Origin of the sequence: Streptomyces prunicolor NBRC 13075 (assembly GCF_000367365.1) — a bacterium.
Lineage (GTDB): Bacteria > Actinomycetota > Actinomycetes > Streptomycetales > Streptomycetaceae > Streptomyces > Streptomyces prunicolor.
On record NZ_BARF01000050.1, the window covers coordinates 132,404 to 149,323 of the forward strand.

Here is a 16,920-nt window from a genome sequence, read left to right on the forward strand (position 1 = left end):
TCCTTGTCAGGATTCCGTCGCGCTGAGGCACAACGCCGTGTTCACGCCGCCGAATCCGACGCTCAGCGTCAGCGCGTGGCCGATCTCCTGCGTGACGGCCTTGTCCCTCACCCAGTTCATTTCCGGGTCGAGGGGCTGCTCCAGGTTTCGCGTCGGGTGCAGCCGGGATGCCTTCATCTGCAGGAGCGTGGCGACGACTTCGACGGTGCCGGCCGCAGCCAGCCCGTGTCCGGTGATCGACTTGGTGGCGTTGATGGCCGCCCGGTCGAGCCCACAGCCACGGATGGCGGCCAGCTCGACCGGATCGCCGACACCTGAGCCGGTGCCGTGCGGATTGACGTAGTCGATCTGCGGCGCCGTCAACCGGGCGCGTGTCAGGGCCTGTTCGATGGCCCGTGTCTCACCCGCGGCTGACGGATCGGGGTTGCGGTTGCCGTCCAGCGCCATCGCCCAGCCGGCGAGCTTCGCATACGGTTCCACCCCGCGCTCGGCGGCGGTGGCCCTCCGCTCGACGACGACCGCGCCGCACGCTTCGCCGAAGATGAATCCGTCCCGCCGCTCGTCGAAGGGGCGGCAGGCGAGCGCGGGTTCGCCGGCGAAGCGGTCGGAACCCATCGCGCCCAGCGACCGCAACCCCTGGAGCTCCCAATAGGACAGGTCCGTCAGCGCGCCGACGGCGATACAGATGTCGGCCTCCCCCGACCGCACCAGGCGCGCCGCCTCGATGACGGCGACCTGACCGCTGGCGGAGGCGCCGCCGACAGTGTGGGCCAGACCTCGGATGCCGAACTGCTCACTGCACAGACCGCACAGGTCACTGTCCATGAAGGACAGTCCGTAGGTCGGTGGGAGGTAGTCCAAGCGCCCCTGATAGGTCTCGTGCTTGAGCGCCAGCTCGCGCTGCTGGATGTTCGACCCGCCGACGACAAGCCCGATACGCAGCGGGTCCGCGTCCAGCAGCCGGGCTTCCTCCCATGCCTCGTGGAGCGTCAGGAGCGCCGCCCGGCCCGAGAGCCCGACAGTCCGCAGCAGTTTCCCGGGGAACCGCTCCGGCATGTCCAGGGCGGAGAGCTCGGCCCCCAGGAAAGCGGTCCCGTTGTTCCGTCCGGGCCGTTCCATGACACCGAAGGCCTGGTCACCGGCGAGCAGTGCGGCCAGGAAGGCGTCCTTCCCCTGCCCCACGGCGCTGAGCACACCGCAGCCGGTCACGAACAGGTCACTGTCCATGCGACTTGGCATAGAGGGCATCGACCAGTTCCCCCACATTCTTGACTCCGGAGAGTTCGACCCGCTGGATGTGCAGGGACAGGGCCTCCATCGCCAGCATCACGATCTCCGCGCGATCCACGGAGTTGGCTCCGAGGTCCGTGAGCCGATCGCCGGGCTTGATCTCCCGCCCCTCGACATCCGGAAGCACCTCGTAGATGTTGTTCTGCACCAGGGCGAAGATCTCTGCGTGTCGCTGTGCTGTCATTCCCTCACTCCTTGACCCAGGCGTATGCGGTACGGGGCTTCTCCCTGTCGGGGCAGTTCGGTGCCGCGCCCTAGTTCCAGCGGTATTCGCGGTGAAACTCGTGGATCCGTTCCAGGATCAGGCGCCCCTTCGGCCCGGAGGCCTGGACCTGCCCCGGGACATGCGACTCGTCGAGCTTCCAGTTCCGGGTGCCGAAGGCGACGGCCCCCTTCCCGGTCAGCAGTCGCTCGTACTCCTCGATGGACAGGGAGTGCCGATCGTCGAGGTGCCGGGAGATCTCCATCGCGCGCAGCCGCCGCTGCCCATCTGGCGTGGCGACGCCGCTGTAGAACTCGGAACAGCAACCGGAACCGTACGAGAACACGCCGATGCGCTGGGCCGTGTCGAAGCGGGCGTTGTCGATCGTGCCGGCGAGCGACAGGAACACGGTGCCGCCCATGATGTTCCCGGTGCGCTGGCAGTACCGGAGCCCCGGTGACACCCTGCGTTCGAAGTCCGCTTCGATGTCTTCCCGGCGGGACTTGGTCGTCTTCCGCATCATCGTCCGATGAGCGCCCTTGACCATGCCGCCGAAGGGGGTGTGGAACGCCAGGTACTGGAACGAGTCCCGGTAGTCGACGTCGGCCACCCGGCGCTGGTACTCCAGGAACGTCTGCTCGCAGCAGTCCAGGTAGGACATCAGGGACAGGTCGGCGTCCCCGGCCTCGCTCTCCGCGGTGGGCCGGCAGGTGTCCATGACTTCGTGGCCGTAGTAGCCATTGGCGCCAACGTCCACCTGGAAGATGTGCGGTGTGTCGCTGATCAGCATGGCCGTCGCTCCGGCACCCGAACTCGGCTCGGCGAACGACCAGTCCTCCGTCAGCGCGTCGCCGCCCTCCACGACGGTGAACCGGGAAATGTCGGTCGTCACGACGAGGGCTTTGGCCCCGGGAGAAGCCTGTGACAGGACGAAGTTGACCGCCATCTGGAACCCGGCGGTGCCGGAGTAGCAGGCGTTCTTGATCTCCAGCAGCCGACAGTTCCGGCTCAGCCCGAGGTAGTGGTGGACATACGTGCTGAGGGACTTCCCGAAGTCGATGCCCGACTCCGTGCAGGTGATCAGGAGTTCGATGCGGTCCTTCTCCGCCTCGGGCAGCGCGTCCACAATCGGCTTGGCCGCGTTGACGCCGAACGTCACCGGATCCTCGCAGGGCAGAGCCACCGCCTTCTGCCTCATCAGCAGGTTCTCAAAGCGGGCGCTGTCCAGTCGGCGATGGCTGATCAGCTGCATGACGTCCAGAAATGCGCTGCCGCCGAAGACGTTCATCGCTTCGATTCCGACAGAAAGCACACGCTCCCCCTCAGTTGACATTGCCTTGGGTGGCGGCCCGGGCCGGCTGAACAAGCTGCCGCCGGTCAGCCGGACGCGGATCGGATGCGCTCCAGTAGCGCCGTCAGGATCCTTCCGGTGCCGATCTCGGTGAACTCCTCCTGACCGAGTTCGGTCAGATGAAGGATGGTGTCCGTCCAGCGCACTGGCTGAGTGATCTGCTCGATGAGGTTCGTTTCGATCCGAGACCTGTCGTACGGCTTGGCATCGACATTGGCGATCACCGGGAAGGACGGTTCGGCGAACCGGAAGTCGTTCCCCTGGAGATAGGCGGCGAACTGCCGCTGCGCCTCTGCCATGTACTTGCTGTGAAAGGCCCCGCTGGTCTTCAGCAGCGTGTACCCGACGCCTTCCGCCCAGTCTTCGAAGATCGGCTGTGCCGCGACGATCGCCGGCTTCGGCCCGGACACCACCACCTGGGTGGGGGCGTTGTCGTTGGCGACCTCGACATCCGTCAGACCGCTGCCCTCAAGCACCCGCAGGACCTGGGTCCTGTTCATGCCGGTGATCGCGGCCATGGCGCCGCCTTCGATACGCCCCATGGCCTCGCCGCGCTTCTTCACGAGCTTGAGCCCTGTTTCGAAGTCGAAGACACCGGCCGCGTGGAGGGCGTTGTACTCACCCAGGCTGTGCCCGGCGGCGTAGCCCGGGACCATGCCGGTCTCCCGCGTGCTCCGCATGTAGTGCAGTGCGTTCACCACATAGACGGCGGGCTGGGTGTACTGCGTCTCGTTCAGCAACTGGTTCGGGTTCTCACGGCAGAGTTTCTCGACCGAGTAGCCGAGAGTTTCACTGGCACGGGCGGTGACGTCCGGAAACTCGTCGAACAGCCCACGCCCCATTCCTTTGCGATGTGATCCCTGTCCGGGAAACATGTACACCGGCATGGCATGTCCCCTCAGACGGCGATGTCCAGAGCCTTGAAGGAGCGGACCGCCATCAGGCCGCGCCGTTCGGGTTCCGCCACCAGCCGCATCCCGGGGAAGCGCTGCGGCAGCCGTGCGAAGAGGGCCTCGCTCTCCATCTTCGAGAGCGCCGCGCCGATGCAGTAGTGGATGCCGGCGCCGAAGGACACGGGCTGGCAGTCCGGTCGGCCGATGTCGAAGCGGTGCGGATCCTTGAATCGCTCCGGGTCCCGGTTCGCGGCTCCGACCAGGCCCATCACGATGTCGCCCGGCCTCAGTTGCCTGTCACCGACCTTGGTGTCGGCCGTCGCTCTGCGGCCGAAGTACTGCACCGGTGCGTCCCAGCGCAACATCTCGGACACCGCTTCGGGGGCCAGCCCCGGGTCCTCGGCGAGCGCCGCGTACTGGTCCGGGTGGGTGAGCAGGGCGTACAAGCCGTTGCCGAGCAGGCTCGACGTGGTCTCGTGGCCTGCCGAGAACAGGAAGATGATGTTGTTGATCAGTTCGTGCCGCGCCAGCTCGCCCTCGCCCTCGGCCGGCAGCAAGGCCGACAGGAGATCGTCCTTCGGGTCTCGGCGGCGCTGTTCGGCCAGCTCGCCGAAGTACTCGAGGAACCACGCACACGCTTCTTCGGCACGCTGCTGCTGAGCCTCGCTGATCACCGGGTCGAGCAGGGGCAGCAGTGCGGAGGAGTGGTCTCGGCAGATCTCGTGCCGCTCTTCGGGAACACCGAGCATCATGCAGATCAGGGCCACCGGCAGCGGCTGCGCGACAGAGGACACGAACTCGCATCCGCCGTCCGCCGCGATGCGGTCGAGGAGCACGTCGACCTTCTGCTCGACATACGGTCGCAGGGACTCCACGCGCTGGCGGGTGAAGGCCTTGCCGAACTGCCGGCGAATGCGCGTGTGGTCCGGCGGGTCCATGTTCAACAGCCAGGACCGGGAGGCCAGATCGATCGAGCCCCCCTCGTCGAAGTGGCCGAAGAACCGCCGCTGTCCGGCCCGCCCCATCGCGCTGTCCCGCAGCAGGGCATCGACGTCCGCGTAGCGGCTGACCAGCCATCCGTTCAGCCGGGCGTCGAAATGCACCGGGTCCAGGGACCTGAGCCGGTCGTATCGGCTGTAGGGATCCCGGATGAAACTCTCCGACCGCGGATTGAACAGTTCGTCGCCATCCGGGCGTGGAGAAGGTGTCTCGGCTTCCATGGTCTGGATCACTCCTGTGAGTAAAGACCTGCGCGGCGAGAGCGCAGCGTGGGCTGCGGATTGATGCTGAACGAGCGGCAAACGGAATCCCGCTTCACGCGGGCTGCCTGCGGCAGCATCACAGAACAGGAATCGGCGTCAGGTCGACTGAACTCGGAAATGTGACGCACGCAGGCCGCAGACGACGGAACGTTGCACAGCTGCCCGGCGACAGTAGGTCCCCGGCGATATTGCCAATAGCTCGATTCGAACGCAAGAGCCTTTGGCCGATCTCGATCGATGCCATTAAAGAGTTGGCAATATACGCGCGTAGATAGAATAAGATAAATGCAACTATTTCGCGGACGCGCGCCCACGACCATGTCAGGATGATGTCTACCAATCCAAGGCCACCGCAAACCTTGCCTCCCCACCAATGCCGGAGAGAGCTCCACGTGGCAGCCGCCGACGAGCCGTGGATCATGGCCGAATCGGATCTGCACTCTGACCGAATTCCCACCCCACCGGGGTCCGGAATCACGACGCATTGCGCCTGGAATCATTGCTTCAAACTCTCATTGCAAACACTTTACAATTGCTTTGTCTTCATCTTCCCGTCACGCGCCAACACGCCCTCATCGCCACAGCTCACAGGCCTGCCGCGGAAAATTTGACGATGCATCAAACCTCTTTACCGAGACCATCTCGAGGGTTAAGACGGGCCCTTGCGCCCCGCCGCAGGTCCGGAGAGCATCACTCCGGCGAACCGTGATTGACACCGAGGGGGAGTCAAGTGATCGATCCGCACAGCGACTACGACGTCGTAGTAATCGGAGGCGGGCCAGGAGGATCGGCCACGGCGGGATTGCTGGCACAACGCGGACACAGCGTTCTCATAGTGGAACGTGAAAAGTTTCCGCGATACCACATCGGTGAATCCCTGATAACCGGAGCGCTTCCCACCGTTGACGCTCTCGGCCTTCGCGAACGCCTGGACCGGTTGGGATTCACCAGGAAGAACGGCGGGACCCTCTTGTGGGGCAAGAACACCCCGCCGTCGACCGATACCGGGACCGCCGAACCGGAAGAAGGCGCTCCGGGAAAGGGCACCTGGGGCTTTCGGTTCCGTGAGGCTTCGGAATACGAGCACTCCTACCAGGTACGACGCGCCGACTTCGACGCCCTCCTGCTCGGACGTGCGAGAGAACTCGGTGTCCATGTCCTGGAGGAAGCCACCGTCCAGGAGCCGGTGCTCGACGGAGACCGGGCCGTCGGCCTCACCTACAGCCTCAAGGGCGATGCGACGAAACGTACCGTCCGGAGCCGGATGATGGTGGACGCCTCCGGACAGGCACACCTGCTGGCCCGTCACTTCGACCTCGTCGAGTGGCAGGAGGACCTTCGCAACATCGCCGTATGGAGCTACCTCCAGGGCTGCACCCTGTACAAGGGCGACCATGCCGGCGACATCCTGACCGAGAACCGGCCCGACGGATGGTTCTGGTTCATCCCGTTGTCCGACGGCACTGTCAGCGTGGGGTACGTCACGCCCATCGAGAAGTACAAGAAGTCCGGGAAGAGCCTCGAAGACCTGTACACGTCCGAGCTTGCCGAGACGGTGGAAGTGAGCAAGCTCACAAGCACCGCCTTCCGCGCCAGCGGCTTCCGCACCATCCGCGACTGGTCCTACACCTCCAGCCGCTTCCACGGGCCCGGTTGGGCCCTGGTCGGCGACGCCGCCGCGTTCGTGGACCCGTTGTTGTCGACCGGCGTGACGCTCGCCATGCGCGGCGCCCACGGCCTGGCCGACGCGGTGGACACCGTCCTGCGGGACCCGCAGTCGGAGTCGCATGTGCTCAACGCGTACGAGAAGAGCTATCGCCAGTTCCTGGACTCCCTCTTCGACTTCGTGCGCTTCTTCTACAACCGGTCCTTCGGCAAGGAGGACTACTGGGACAAGGCGCAGGCAACCATCGATCCGGAGAAGGTCCGCACCCGACGTGAGGACTTCGCGACCATCCTGTCCGGTCTGACCGGGATGCGGGAGATCTTCGAGAACCCGAGCCCGTGACACCCCGCCGTTCGGCCAGGAACCGGAGGAAGCCGGGATGCCCGTCGATCCACAGGTCAGGGCTCTGCTCGGCGCACTCGCCGAGGCGGGCACCCAACCCGTCGAGAACCTGACGGTTGCCGAGGCCCGGCTCGCCTCCAAGGACTTTCTGCTGCTGCAGGGCGATCCCGAACAGGTCGCCTGGGTCGAGGATCGCGTGGTGCCCGGACCGACGGCAGACGTCCCGGTGCGCCTCTACTATCCGGCGGGCGACGGTCCCTTTCCCTGCCTCGTCTACTTTCACGGCGGTGGATGGGTGACTCTGGACATCGACGTCTGCGATCCGACTACGCGAGCCCTGGCCAACGACACCGGCTGTGTGGTCGTGTCCGTCGACTACCGCAAGGCCCCGGAACACCGGTTCCCCGCGGCAGTCGACGACGCTTGGGCCAGCACCGCGTGGGTGACCGAGAACGCCGCCGAACTGAACATCGATCCCGCCAGGATCGGGGTGTTCGGCGACTCCAGCGGCGGGAATCTCGCGGCTGTGACCGCCCTCCGTGCCCGGGACGTCGGTGGGCCGGCGCTGGCGTGCCAAATCCTGATCCACCCACCGACCGACCACAACACGGACAAGCGGTCCTACCTCGACAACGCCGAGGGCTACCTGCTGCAGCGGCACTCCATGCGGTGGTTCTACGGCCACTACCTCAACGACCCGTCAGAGGGCGCGAATCCCTGGGTCTCGCCGCTGCGCGCGCAGGATCTGTCAGGGCTGCCGCGGGCCCTTGTCGTCACCGCGCAATACGACCCGCTGCGGGACGACGGCCGGCTCTACGCGGAAAGGCTGGCCGCTGCGGGCACGCCCACCAAGCACAACGACTATTCCGGCGTCACCCACGCGTTCTACCTGATGTGGGGGGTCCTCGACGCCAGCAGGCAGCTGCACCGAGAGATCGCGGCCGAAGTACGCGACGTCCTGCGGGTCGGTTCACCAGCGTGACCCGCAGGCGCTGCTTCCGGGTCAGACACGTCGAAAGGCATTCATGAAGAGACACACAGGCATTGACGCGCGTACGACAGTGATGCGCGGGCATCGTGGCACCCCCGCCACCGGACGAGTCGGTTGATCCCGCCATGACCAGCCATCAGATCGCCTTCCTGTTACTCGACCTCGCGCTCGTCCTCTCCGGATGTGCCCTGCTCGGCGCGCTGGCCACCCGGATGGGGCAGCCGGCTGTGATCGGCGAAATCCTCGGCGGCATCCTGCTCGGCCCGACTGTGCTCGGTTCGTGGTCCCACACCGTGGTTCCGGACGGGATACGGCCGGTCCTCACCGGAATCGGCAACGTCGGCGTAGCGCTGTTCATGTTCGGGCTCGGTCTGGAATTCCACCGCAGCGCGCTGCGCGGCGGCGGAAGAAGACCAGCCGGTATCGCGATCGGCTCGATGCTGCTGCCGTTCGTGCTCGGCTCATTGCTGGGCGTCGTGCTGGTGGCGACGCACTACCGGCATCCGCCGGACTCCACGGCCTTCGTGCTGTTCCTCGGTATCGCCATGTCGGTCACGGCCTTCCCGGTGCTCTCGCGGATCCTTACGGACCGCCGGATGGCAGACACCGAAGTCGGCATGCTCGCCATGGCTGTCGCCGCGGCCGGTGACATTCTGGCCTGGTCCGGGCTCGCCGGGGTGATCGCCCTGGTGGGGCGTACCAGCGGCGCGCCATGGCTGGTGGCACTGGTGGTGCCGTTTGCGTTGTTCCTGGTCTGCGTCGTACAGCCACTGCTCCGCGTACTGCTCCCGGTCGACTCGCCGACCGCCGTCGCGTATCTGTCCGGCGGTGCCCTGGCATGCGGTGCGGTCACCGAACTGCTCGGACTGCACTTCATCTTCGGCACGTTCCTGTTCGGACTGATCACCCCGCGCATCCCGGCCACCGAGCGTCTGGCGGAGAAGGTGTTCGGGATCAGCAGGCTTCTCCTGCCAACGTACTTCGTGGTTGCGGGACTGCAGGTGAACCTGGGACTCACGTCCTCGGCGCTGGGGCTGCTCGCGATCATCGTGCTGGTCGCGGTGGTCGGCAAGGTCGCGGGGACCTATGGCGCCGCCCGCATGAGCAAACTGCCTCCGGAGACTTCCACGGTGCTGGCCGTGCTGATGAACACCCGGGGCCTGACCGAGCTCATCGTGCTCACCACCGGCCTGAAACTCGGCCTCATCGACCAGGAACTCTATTCGGCGATGGTCATCATGGCGCTGCTCACCACCGCGGCGACCGGACCGCTGCTGACGCTGTACAACCGCCGGCTGGGCGCCGCGACTCCTGCCACCGTGACCGGCACCCCCCGTTCGGCCCCCGTGCCCGCACCACAGCACGCAGAGGAGAAGGGCCTGCACACGTGACCACGAAAGTGACGGCGTGATCGAGGAAATCCTCCCAGCGGAAGTGGCCTCGGCCGTATCGCGCCTCGACGCCCCGGAGGCAGCACTCTTTCCCACGGAACTCGCCCTGATCTCCTCGGCCGCGCCCAGGCGGCGGGCCGAGTTCACCACAGCGAGAGTGTGCGCCCGCCAGGCGCTGGCCCGGCTCGGCATCGCTGCCGCGCCCATACTCAGCGGTGCCCGGCGGGAACCGATATGGCCCGACGGAGTCGTCGGCAGTATCACGCACTGTGCGGGATACCGCGCTGCCGCGATCGGACGGTCGACATGGTTCACCACGATCGGTATCGACGCCGAGCCGAACGAACCACTTCCTGACGGCCTGTTGGAACACATCAGTCTGCCGCAGGAACGCCGACGGCGAGCACACGCGGACGGTACGCATCTGGATCGCCTGCTGTTCAGCGCCAAGGAATCCGTCTACAAGGCATGGTTTCCGCTGACGCGCCGCTGGCTCGGCTTCGAACAGGCGGCCATAACCCTGGAACCCGATGGGACGTTCGACGCCGAACTGCTCGTGGCCGGCCCGGTCAGCGGCTTTCACGGACGGTGGCTGGCGCGCGACGAACTGATCGTGACAGCCATCGCGACGCCCCGCCCAGAGACCCCGTAAAAACGCGATCCCGCATCAGATGTCAAGCACCAACAAGGCTGAGCGAGTGAGAAGAGGGAGTAGCCATGTCGGACAACGTCCTGGTAGTGGGCGGAGGCCCCGCTGGATCGGTCACCGCGACCTTCCTGGCGCAAGAAGGCTTTTCCGTCCGGTTGATCGAGAGCCAACATTTTCCGCGCTACCACATCGGGGAGTCTCTGACACCGGCCAGCCGACGCGTGCTGGACATGATCGGTGTGGCCGACCGGCTCGACGAGTTGGACTTCCAGCGCAAGCGCGGCGGCGTTTTCCTTTGGGGAGACGACACCTGGGTCATCAACTGGAGCGAGATATTCGGCGTGGACGTGCACACATGGCAGGTCGACCGAGGCCGGTTCGACGCGCTGCTGCTCGACAACGCCCGCGAGAAGGGCGTCAAGGTCGAACACGGCATCACCGCGAAGTCGGTGACGTTCGGGGACACGGGTCGACCGACAGCAGTCGACTGCAAGGCCGAGGACGGAACGGACTTCACCATCGAGGGATTCGACTTCCTCGTCGACGCGTCCGGTCGGTCGGGCCTGCTGAGCAGCAAGCACCTGCGCAACCGAAAGCCGCATGAGATCTTCCGCAACGTGGCGATCTGGGGCTACTGGGACAACGCCCGTGCGTTGCCGACCTGTCCCGAGGGCGGCATCAACGTCATCTCATCGCCCAAGGGCTGGTACTGGGTGATTCCGTTGGGCGGTGGGCGCAACAGCGTGGGGCTGGTCACCCACAAGGACATGTTCGCGGAGGACAGGCAACAGCACTCGGATGTCGAATCGCTCTATCACGCGTACCTCGACGCGAACGAGCCGGTCAAGGAACTGCTCTCGGGTGCCACGTACAACGGGCCGGTCAGGGTCGAGACGGACTACTCCTATGTCGCGGACGAGTTCTCCGGACCGGGCTACATGATGGTCGGGGACGCGGCGTGCTTCCTCGATCCTCTGTTGTCCAGCGGTATCCACTTCGCCATGTACGGCGGAATGGTGGGCGCCGCGGCCCTGGCATCCGCTCGACGCGGCGAGGTCACAGAGGCCGAGGGACTGCGCTTCTTCGAGGTCTCGTACAAGCGCGCGTACACCAGAATGCTGACGCTGGTGAGCAACATGTACCAGGGATATCGCGGAAAGAACGACTTCTTCTGGACCGCCGATCGGCTCGTCGGCAAGGACCGGACGGGGAAGGAAGAGGCGTTCGGCGAGGTCATCGGTGGCCTGTCGGACATCCGGGAGGCCACCGACGCGTCGACGAGGATCGGCACCGCGAAGTTGGAGGAGGAAGCCAGGCGGGTCCAGCAACCGGAACTCAACCCGAATCGCCCGCTGTTCGGCGCCCAGCACAAGATGGGGCAGGAGGAGGACCCGATCGACGGTCTTCAGTTGGTCACATCGCCCCGACTCGGCCTGCAACGGGTATCCGAGACGAGTGAAGCAGACTCGGAATCATCACCGTGACAGTAAGCGGCAGGCGGCTCGTGGCGTGTGGAGAAGCAGGGTCTGCCACGAGACGGGCGTGCCTTAAGCACTGACGGACGTTTCGGTAGAGCGAGGATCGAGACGCATGTGTGGGATCGACGGCGGACGGCAGCGAGGCCACCGGAAGGAGCCCGCTCACCCGCTTCTCTCTGCTGCTGTCTGCAGTCGAGACCACCCTGCCCGACACGTATTTCCGGACGATGCGCGGATGGTGGCCTGGTCCGAAGTCACACTTGCTCGCAGGAGCGATAGCAACCTTTCACGCGAAGGCGGAACACTTGGGCAGCCTCCAACAGACCTGGAGCGGCTCGGCGTCGAGCTCCTGATGCTCCGGAGCAGCATGCTTGGCTGAATCGCTGGGACTCACCCGCGACGCGTTTTCTCACAACGGCCACTACGCGGCGGGCGGCGTATCGGCGGGCCCCTGGCCGGGAGCGAGCGTGCCCGGGTCGGCGGGGGGAGTCGCGCCCTGCCCCAGGACGCGCTGGTACAGCTCGGCGAGCTGCATCAGCGTCACCCCCTTCGTGGCTTCCTTGGTCAGCTCGAAGCTGACCTTGCCCTTGGAGGTCTTGCGCTCCATCTTCACGCTGACTTTCGCCTGCAGGAAGGCCACCAGCGCGACGAGCACCACCATCCCGGCCGACACCTCGACGACTGCCAGTTGATCGTCCACGGGCGGCTCGAGAAGCAGTGGCTCGGTCAGCGGACGGGTCCTCGGGTCCTGGGCCAGCACGTCCAGGAGCCGCCGCCCGGCGTCCAGGGCCTGGGCCTCGTCGTCCAGCAGCCAAGCGGCGGACGTCGGCGTGCCGGCCTGCGCGAGCAATGCCTCGACGATCTGCAGCGCCTCCTCGTCGTTCTCCGCCGCTAGCCCGTGCTCGGCGGCCAGATCCTCCGTGATCTCCTGAAGCGCCAAGACAACGGAACGGCGGGCCATCGGCGGGGAAGTGGTCATTCGGGCTCCTCGATGATGTCGTACGGAGGGATCAGCGCCAGTCCCCGGTCAGGGTGAATGCACCCCAGTGGAAGACATGGCCAAGCCAGGGGCGGGACGGGTCGTCGGCCAGTTCACGCTGTGCCTCCCACAGGGCCCGCCAAGCGGGGGCGCCTGTGCCGAGGCGCCTGTAGAACGCGGCCAGCAGCTCGCGGGAACTCTCCTGGTTCACATCCCAGCGTGGCGCGATGACGGCACGGCTGCCTGAGCGCAGGAACGCCCAGGTCAGTCCGGTGAGATCGGCGCCGGGATGGTCGGCCTCGCCCCAGCCGGCCGAGCAGGCGCGCAGCACCAGGCGACGGGGGGCCGCGTCCGTGACGATGACGTCCCGTACGCGGAGCAGATAGGGGGCGTGCGCGGGCACGTCGTGCGGTTCCCAGTTGCGACTCGGGCGTGACACCCCGTCGGAGAACAACAGGGCCCCTTCCAACGGGTCATGGGTGTCGGTGAAGCCGTGGCACGTGACGTGGGCGAGATCGGCCGAGCCGAGGGCGGTGCGCACGGCGGCCGGGGTGGCGGCGAGTCCGGCCAGCCGTCGTACGGACCACCAGGGGCCCTCGCTCAGAAGTGTGTCGTCGTCCTCGAACAGCGCCGTGTCGTCCTCCCGCCCGGCACAGCCCACGGCGACCGCCGTGCGGGGCGGTGTGGCCGGGTGGGCCAGGAAGTAGCGCAGACTGCTGACCCCGGGGACACCGACCACGGCGTTCGACTCCCCGAGCAGGATGCCCGAGGGGAGCGGTAGCGCGGCGAACGGTAGGCGGGCCAAGGGGCCGTGACCCGAGACAGCCACGAGCTGCCGGTCGGCGAGGAGATCGGCGAAGGGTTCCAGCAGCGGTGTCAGCTCGGCGAGGAAGGACGTGTCGCGCTTGTCCGGCCGTCGGGCCGGCAGTGGGCGGAGCAGGACACCTGAGGAGGGGTCCCGGCCGCCGTTGAAGACGATGCGTGATCGGCGGATGAGGGCTTCGATTCGGGCCCGGCCGAGCGGGATACGGCGCATGCGCAGGGGCTCGCCGTCGGACGTGAGTACAAAGCAGTACGTGTTGCGTTCGCCGCAGAAGTAGGTGGCGAGGAGCATGCCTTCGGGCGGGGCGTGCTGGGTGAGCAGGGTCTGGACCTCGCCAAGGCGGGCCGGGGCACCCTGGCGCAGGCGGGCATACTCCGGGGAGTCGGCGCCGATCTGCGTGTGGAGGGCGGACAGTTGCTCGGTGAGTCGCTCGGCTGCCCCCTCGGACAGGGGGCCCGGAGTGCCCAGCGCCGACCGGATCAGATCGTGCCGACGGGAGGCCAGAAGCTGTCGTTCGTCGGTGATCAACCGCTCGGGGGCCTCCGGGGGTTCTGGAATCTCTCCGAGGGCCAGGTCGGCCAGCAGGTCGCGGGCCTTCACCTCCTCGTGGAGGTCGAAGCACCACTCGGGCATGGATCGGTCGTCGAGCAGGGGGAGTTCGCCATCGTGCTCGTACAGCAGACCAAGCAGACGCTCGTATTTGCTGAGAGCCTGTCCGCTCTCCTCTGCGCGCAGGACCGGCCACGGGGTCTGCTCGATGCGGCGCAGCAACATGTCCCGGCACCACATCAGAAGGTCGAAACACTCCGCGAGGTGCTCGGGCCGATGATGGAACATCGCGACGAACGTCATGCGCTGCTTGATGCTTTCGTCGTCCGCGGCGTCGGCGCTGTCGTTGACGAGGTTGGCGGCACGTTGGTCAGCCTCGCCGATGAGCCGCCGGGACAGGTCGGCGGCCTCCGTCCAGCGCTCCATGCGGGTGAGGCAGGTGATGAGTGCCTGTCCGGTCGAAAACACGCTCGCGGAGTCGCCCCGCCTGCTGGCTTCGTGATGAAGTTCGGTGAGGCGGCTGTGCAGTTCCCGTGCCGCTGCGGGGCCCGGGTCCCGCGCGATGCGGCGCTGGAGCGCATTGGCCAGGAACACGGTGCCCTCGATCGGGCAGTGGCACTCCAAGGCGGCCTGGTGGCTCTCCTCGTACCGGGCCAAGGCCGTGCCGTGATCGCCGCGGTCCTCGGCGATGTTTCCGAGCCCGGCCAGGCAAGCAATTTCGTTCCTGGTCCTGGTGAACGAGCTCTGGCGCATCTCCGCCAGGGCTTCTCGGTACTGTTCTTCCGCCTCGTCCAGGTATCCCATGCTGTACAGCTGTTGCGCCAGGGCGCCTCGGAACCCGTGGAGCGCCACATTGCCGTGGCGCAGCGCCACGGAGACGTTCTCCTCAAAGACGCGCAGCGCCTGCCTGTCGCGTCCCCTGGCCTGCAACGAACTGGCCCACATCGCCCGGGCTCTGAGCGCCGGTCGGATCCGATGCAGAGCTTCGGCAGTCTCGATGGCCTGTCGAAAGTCCGCTGTCGCTGCCGCCGGCGCCCCGAGCTGCAACCGGGTTCTGCCACGTTCAATCAGCAGATCGAACTGGTCCGGGTCCGGACGGTCACCGGACATCTCGCGGATGGTGTCGAGCGCCCGGTCGAAGTGTTGCAGCGCGCCTCGGCGATGCCCCAACGCCGACATCTCGTTGGCCACGACTCGGTCGAACTTCAGCCAGCGCTGCCGGTCGTCGTCCACATGTCGGAGCTCCCGCTGGCAGTCCAGGAGGACCTTCAGCCCCTGGCGGGTATCGCCCAAACTGCGGTGCGCCTGCGCCAGCATCGAGTACGCCCAGTAGGCGTCCTCCGGATTCTCACCGACTCGTCCGCTGCCGTGCAGCGCGACGACGGCCCGACCGGCGTGGAACAGAGCGTGCCGACGGTCACGCATCGCTCGAACATCGCCCAGCCCGAGCCTCTCCTCGCGGCGGGCACGTTCCATCAGACCGAATGCCCACCACGTCCGCGCGCGCACCACGGACTTGGGCGAGTGCGGGGCAGCCATGGCGACCGCGGCCAGCACGGCGGCGTGCCGATCCAAGTCGAGGCCCTTGTAGGAGCCGAGCAAGTGTCGGGCCACCGGCACCGGATCGTCGGGCAGTGCTTGGGGCAGAGCACGGAAAAGGAGGAAGGACTCGAGTAGGCCGTGGCGGGTTGCCCAGTCGACCAGGCCCATAAAGTCGGGGTGCCCTTGGCCGTTCCGCTTGCGCTGCCACCTCTCGCGGGCCTGTGCGGCCAGAAACTCCAGCAGTTCGGCCTCGGCGGGCAGGCCCGCTGTCGCCGCCTTTTCCGCCCGCTCCCGAAGTATGCGGAGAAGGGCGGGCCGCAGGTGCTCAGGAGCCTTGTCCAGCTGGAGCAGCAGGGCTTCGTGGTCCGTCGAACAGGTCACCAGGAAGTCGACGAAGGACTCCACGAGACCGGGATCGGTCATCGCGCCGTCTTCCGCACGCGTGCGGAAGGGGCGACGGTGAGCCCGCGGGACGTGAGGTATGTGCAGTCGCCGTCTCCCAGCGGGCCGCCCGTGAAGTCCAGTGCCGCCTGGGCCTTTGCGTGTTCGCCCCGGTCCAGGTGGGCCAAGGCTGCGGCCATCGCACAGATGGGCTGGTCCGGGTTGGCCCGGGCCAGGAGAAAAAGATGATTGAGGCACGCCTGGGACATGGCCGCGTCAGGGACCTCGTCAGCCAGGAATCGTAGAACGACCGTGGCCTTCCGCATCTCCATGTCGTGCAGCATGCGACGGCCGTCTTCAGGGTGCGCTCCCTTCTGGAGCACAGCCGAGTTGGGGCGCACGCGATGAAGCCTCTTACGGGCCCGTTCCCGGAGCTCCCGGTCGCGGGCACCTGCCCGCAGGTGCACCCCCACCAGGAGCTCCAGAGCAGCGACACCGTATTCCTCGTCGTCGCCCAGAGAGACCAGTACGTCCTCCCCGGCGTCGTAGTGGGCCATCGCGTGGTCGAGGTCTCCGAGTGCCAGCAAGGACTTGGCATGCTCCAGCCGGTGCAGGGAACCGGCCTCCCCGCGCTTGGTCAGCTCAGCGAAGCGAGCGGCCCGTAGCAGGTGCAGTGAGCGTTCCTGATCCCGCTTGTGGAGGGCATTGGTCAGCTCCTGGCCGCGCCGATTGATCTCCGCCCATTCGTCCTCCGGGCCTTGGCGGCACTGGATCGCCTGAGTCAACTGCCTCAGGGCCAAGTCGCCCAAACCGCAGCGGGCCGACGCGGTGGCGAAGTCGGCACGTATCGCGCGCACCATCGGGTCGTCGCGCTGACCGCCCGACGCACGGGACGCGTCGTTCTCGGCTGTCCAAAGCTCGTCCCACGCGGTGAACGGCAGTCCCGCCGCGAGCAGGGCCACCGCGTACATGTGGCGGTGCCTCGGTCCCTTGTCGGCATCCTGTTCGACCACTCTGAGCGCGAGCCACGCGTCATGCTGGTTCTGGGTGATCCACCTCGCCGCCTTCGCGCTCGCCGGGAACGCCCGTGCCGAGAACGGAACGCGCCAAGCCGCCGACGGATCCTTCATG

13 protein-coding genes are annotated in these 16,920 nt (G+C 66.7%); 5 read left to right on the top strand and 8 right to left on the bottom strand.

From position 1 onward, the window contains the following. Window positions 1-6 precede the first annotated feature (6 nt). From SPR02S_RS22535 to SPR02S_RS22555, 5 genes are all read right to left on the bottom strand, one after another. Window positions 7-1,227, bottom strand: a complete 1,221-nt coding sequence (locus SPR02S_RS22535; protein WP_019059262.1) for a beta-ketoacyl synthase N-terminal-like domain-containing protein — start codon at window positions 1,225-1,227, stop codon at window positions 7-9. Next, window positions 1,217-1,474 carry an acyl carrier protein gene (locus SPR02S_RS22540; RefSeq protein WP_019059263.1) on the bottom strand — a complete coding sequence of 86 codons (258 nt, stop codon included), beginning with the start codon at window positions 1,472-1,474 and terminating at the stop codon, window positions 1,217-1,219. The genes SPR02S_RS22535 and SPR02S_RS22540 overlap by 11 nt, the downstream gene beginning before the upstream one ends. Before the next feature lie 70 nt (window positions 1,475-1,544). Beyond that, window positions 1,545-2,804: a hydroxymethylglutaryl-CoA synthase family protein gene (locus tag SPR02S_RS22545; RefSeq protein WP_026150782.1), complete on the bottom strand. Its 1,260-nt coding sequence runs from the start codon at window positions 2,802-2,804 to the stop codon at window positions 1,545-1,547. 65 nt (window positions 2,805-2,869) lie between these two features. Next, window positions 2,870-3,730 carry an ACP S-malonyltransferase gene (fabD, locus tag SPR02S_RS22550; protein WP_026150783.1) on the bottom strand — a complete coding sequence of 287 codons (861 nt, stop codon included), beginning with the start codon at window positions 3,728-3,730 and terminating at the stop codon, window positions 2,870-2,872. A gap of 11 nt (window positions 3,731-3,741) precedes the next feature. After that, window positions 3,742-4,956 (bottom strand): cytochrome P450, encoded by a 1,215-nt coding sequence (locus SPR02S_RS22555; RefSeq protein ID WP_019059266.1) that lies wholly within the window; start codon window positions 4,954-4,956, stop codon window positions 3,742-3,744. A 772-nt stretch (window positions 4,957-5,728) separates the two neighbouring features. On the opposite strand from SPR02S_RS22555, the gene SPR02S_RS56125 reads away from it, so the two are divergent. From SPR02S_RS56125 to SPR02S_RS22580, 5 genes are all read left to right on the top strand, one after another. Further along, the gene (locus SPR02S_RS56125) at window positions 5,729-7,006 is read left to right on the top strand and encodes a tryptophan 7-halogenase (RefSeq protein ID WP_043258418.1); all 1,278 of its coding nucleotides are present in this window, start codon (window positions 5,729-5,731) and stop codon (window positions 7,004-7,006) included. Window positions 7,007-7,043: 37 nt separating this feature from the next. Beyond that, on the top strand, window positions 7,044-7,988 hold the full coding sequence (lipP1, locus tag SPR02S_RS22565) for a LipP1 family hormone-sensitive lipase (protein ID WP_019059268.1): 945 nt from the start codon (window positions 7,044-7,046) through the stop codon (window positions 7,986-7,988). A 134-nt stretch (window positions 7,989-8,122) separates the two neighbouring features. Beyond that, on the top strand, window positions 8,123-9,388 hold the full coding sequence (locus tag SPR02S_RS56130) for a cation:proton antiporter (RefSeq protein WP_019059269.1): 1,266 nt from the start codon (window positions 8,123-8,125) through the stop codon (window positions 9,386-9,388). 16 nt (window positions 9,389-9,404) lie between these two features. Continuing rightward, window positions 9,405-10,040, top strand: a complete 636-nt coding sequence (locus SPR02S_RS22575) for a 4'-phosphopantetheinyl transferase family protein (RefSeq protein ID WP_019059270.1) — start codon at window positions 9,405-9,407, stop codon at window positions 10,038-10,040. A gap of 65 nt (window positions 10,041-10,105) precedes the next feature. Continuing rightward, window positions 10,106-11,521, top strand: a complete 1,416-nt coding sequence (locus SPR02S_RS22580) for an NAD(P)/FAD-dependent oxidoreductase (RefSeq protein WP_019059271.1) — start codon at window positions 10,106-10,108, stop codon at window positions 11,519-11,521. A 415-nt stretch (window positions 11,522-11,936) separates the two neighbouring features. Here the strand turns inward: SPR02S_RS22580 and SPR02S_RS22585 are convergent, their stop codons facing one another. The 3 genes from SPR02S_RS22585 to SPR02S_RS22595 are packed head-to-tail and all read right to left on the bottom strand — an operon-like array spanning window position 11,937 to window position 16,919. Next, entirely contained in the window at window positions 11,937-12,494 is a 558-nt protein-coding gene (locus SPR02S_RS22585) for a hypothetical protein (protein ID WP_019059272.1), read from the bottom strand. A 31-nt stretch (window positions 12,495-12,525) separates the two neighbouring features. After that, a complete protein-coding gene (locus tag SPR02S_RS22590) occupies window positions 12,526-15,831 on the bottom strand; it encodes a CHAT domain-containing protein (RefSeq protein WP_019059273.1) in 3,306 nt (1,101 codons plus the stop codon). Continuing rightward, entirely contained in the window at window positions 15,828-16,919 is a 1,092-nt protein-coding gene (locus SPR02S_RS22595; RefSeq protein ID WP_019059274.1) for a hypothetical protein, read from the bottom strand. Before SPR02S_RS22595 ends, SPR02S_RS22590 begins: the two co-directional genes overlap by 4 nt. Window position 16,920: the final 1 nt, after the last annotated feature.

Bases quoted from the DNA above. Each gene is read 5' to 3' on its own strand.
- SPR02S_RS22595 (WP_019059274.1), bottom strand. From the start codon at position 16,919: ATGAAGGATCCGTCGGCGGCTTGGCGCGTTCCGTTCTCGGCACGGGCG.
- fabD (WP_026150783.1), bottom strand. From the start codon at position 3,730: ATGCCGGTGTACATGTTTCCCGGACAGGGATCACATCGCAAAGGAATG.
- SPR02S_RS22555 (WP_019059266.1), bottom strand. From the start codon at position 4,956: ATGGAAGCCGAGACACCTTCTCCACGCCCGGATGGCGACGAACTGTTC.
- SPR02S_RS22580 (WP_019059271.1), top strand. From the start codon at position 10,106: ATGTCGGACAACGTCCTGGTAGTGGGCGGAGGCCCCGCTGGATCGGTC.
- SPR02S_RS22535 (WP_019059262.1), bottom strand. From the start codon at position 1,227: ATGGACAGTGACCTGTTCGTGACCGGCTGCGGTGTGCTCAGCGCCGTG.
- SPR02S_RS22540 (WP_019059263.1), bottom strand. From the start codon at position 1,474: ATGACAGCACAGCGACACGCAGAGATCTTCGCCCTGGTGCAGAACAAC.
- SPR02S_RS56130 (WP_019059269.1), top strand. From the start codon at position 8,123: ATGACCAGCCATCAGATCGCCTTCCTGTTACTCGACCTCGCGCTCGTC.
- SPR02S_RS22590 (WP_019059273.1), bottom strand. From the start codon at position 15,831: ATGACCGATCCCGGTCTCGTGGAGTCCTTCGTCGACTTCCTGGTGACC.
- lipP1 (WP_019059268.1), top strand. From the start codon at position 7,044: ATGCCCGTCGATCCACAGGTCAGGGCTCTGCTCGGCGCACTCGCCGAG.
- SPR02S_RS22585 (WP_019059272.1), bottom strand. From the start codon at position 12,494: ATGACCACTTCCCCGCCGATGGCCCGCCGTTCCGTTGTCTTGGCGCTT.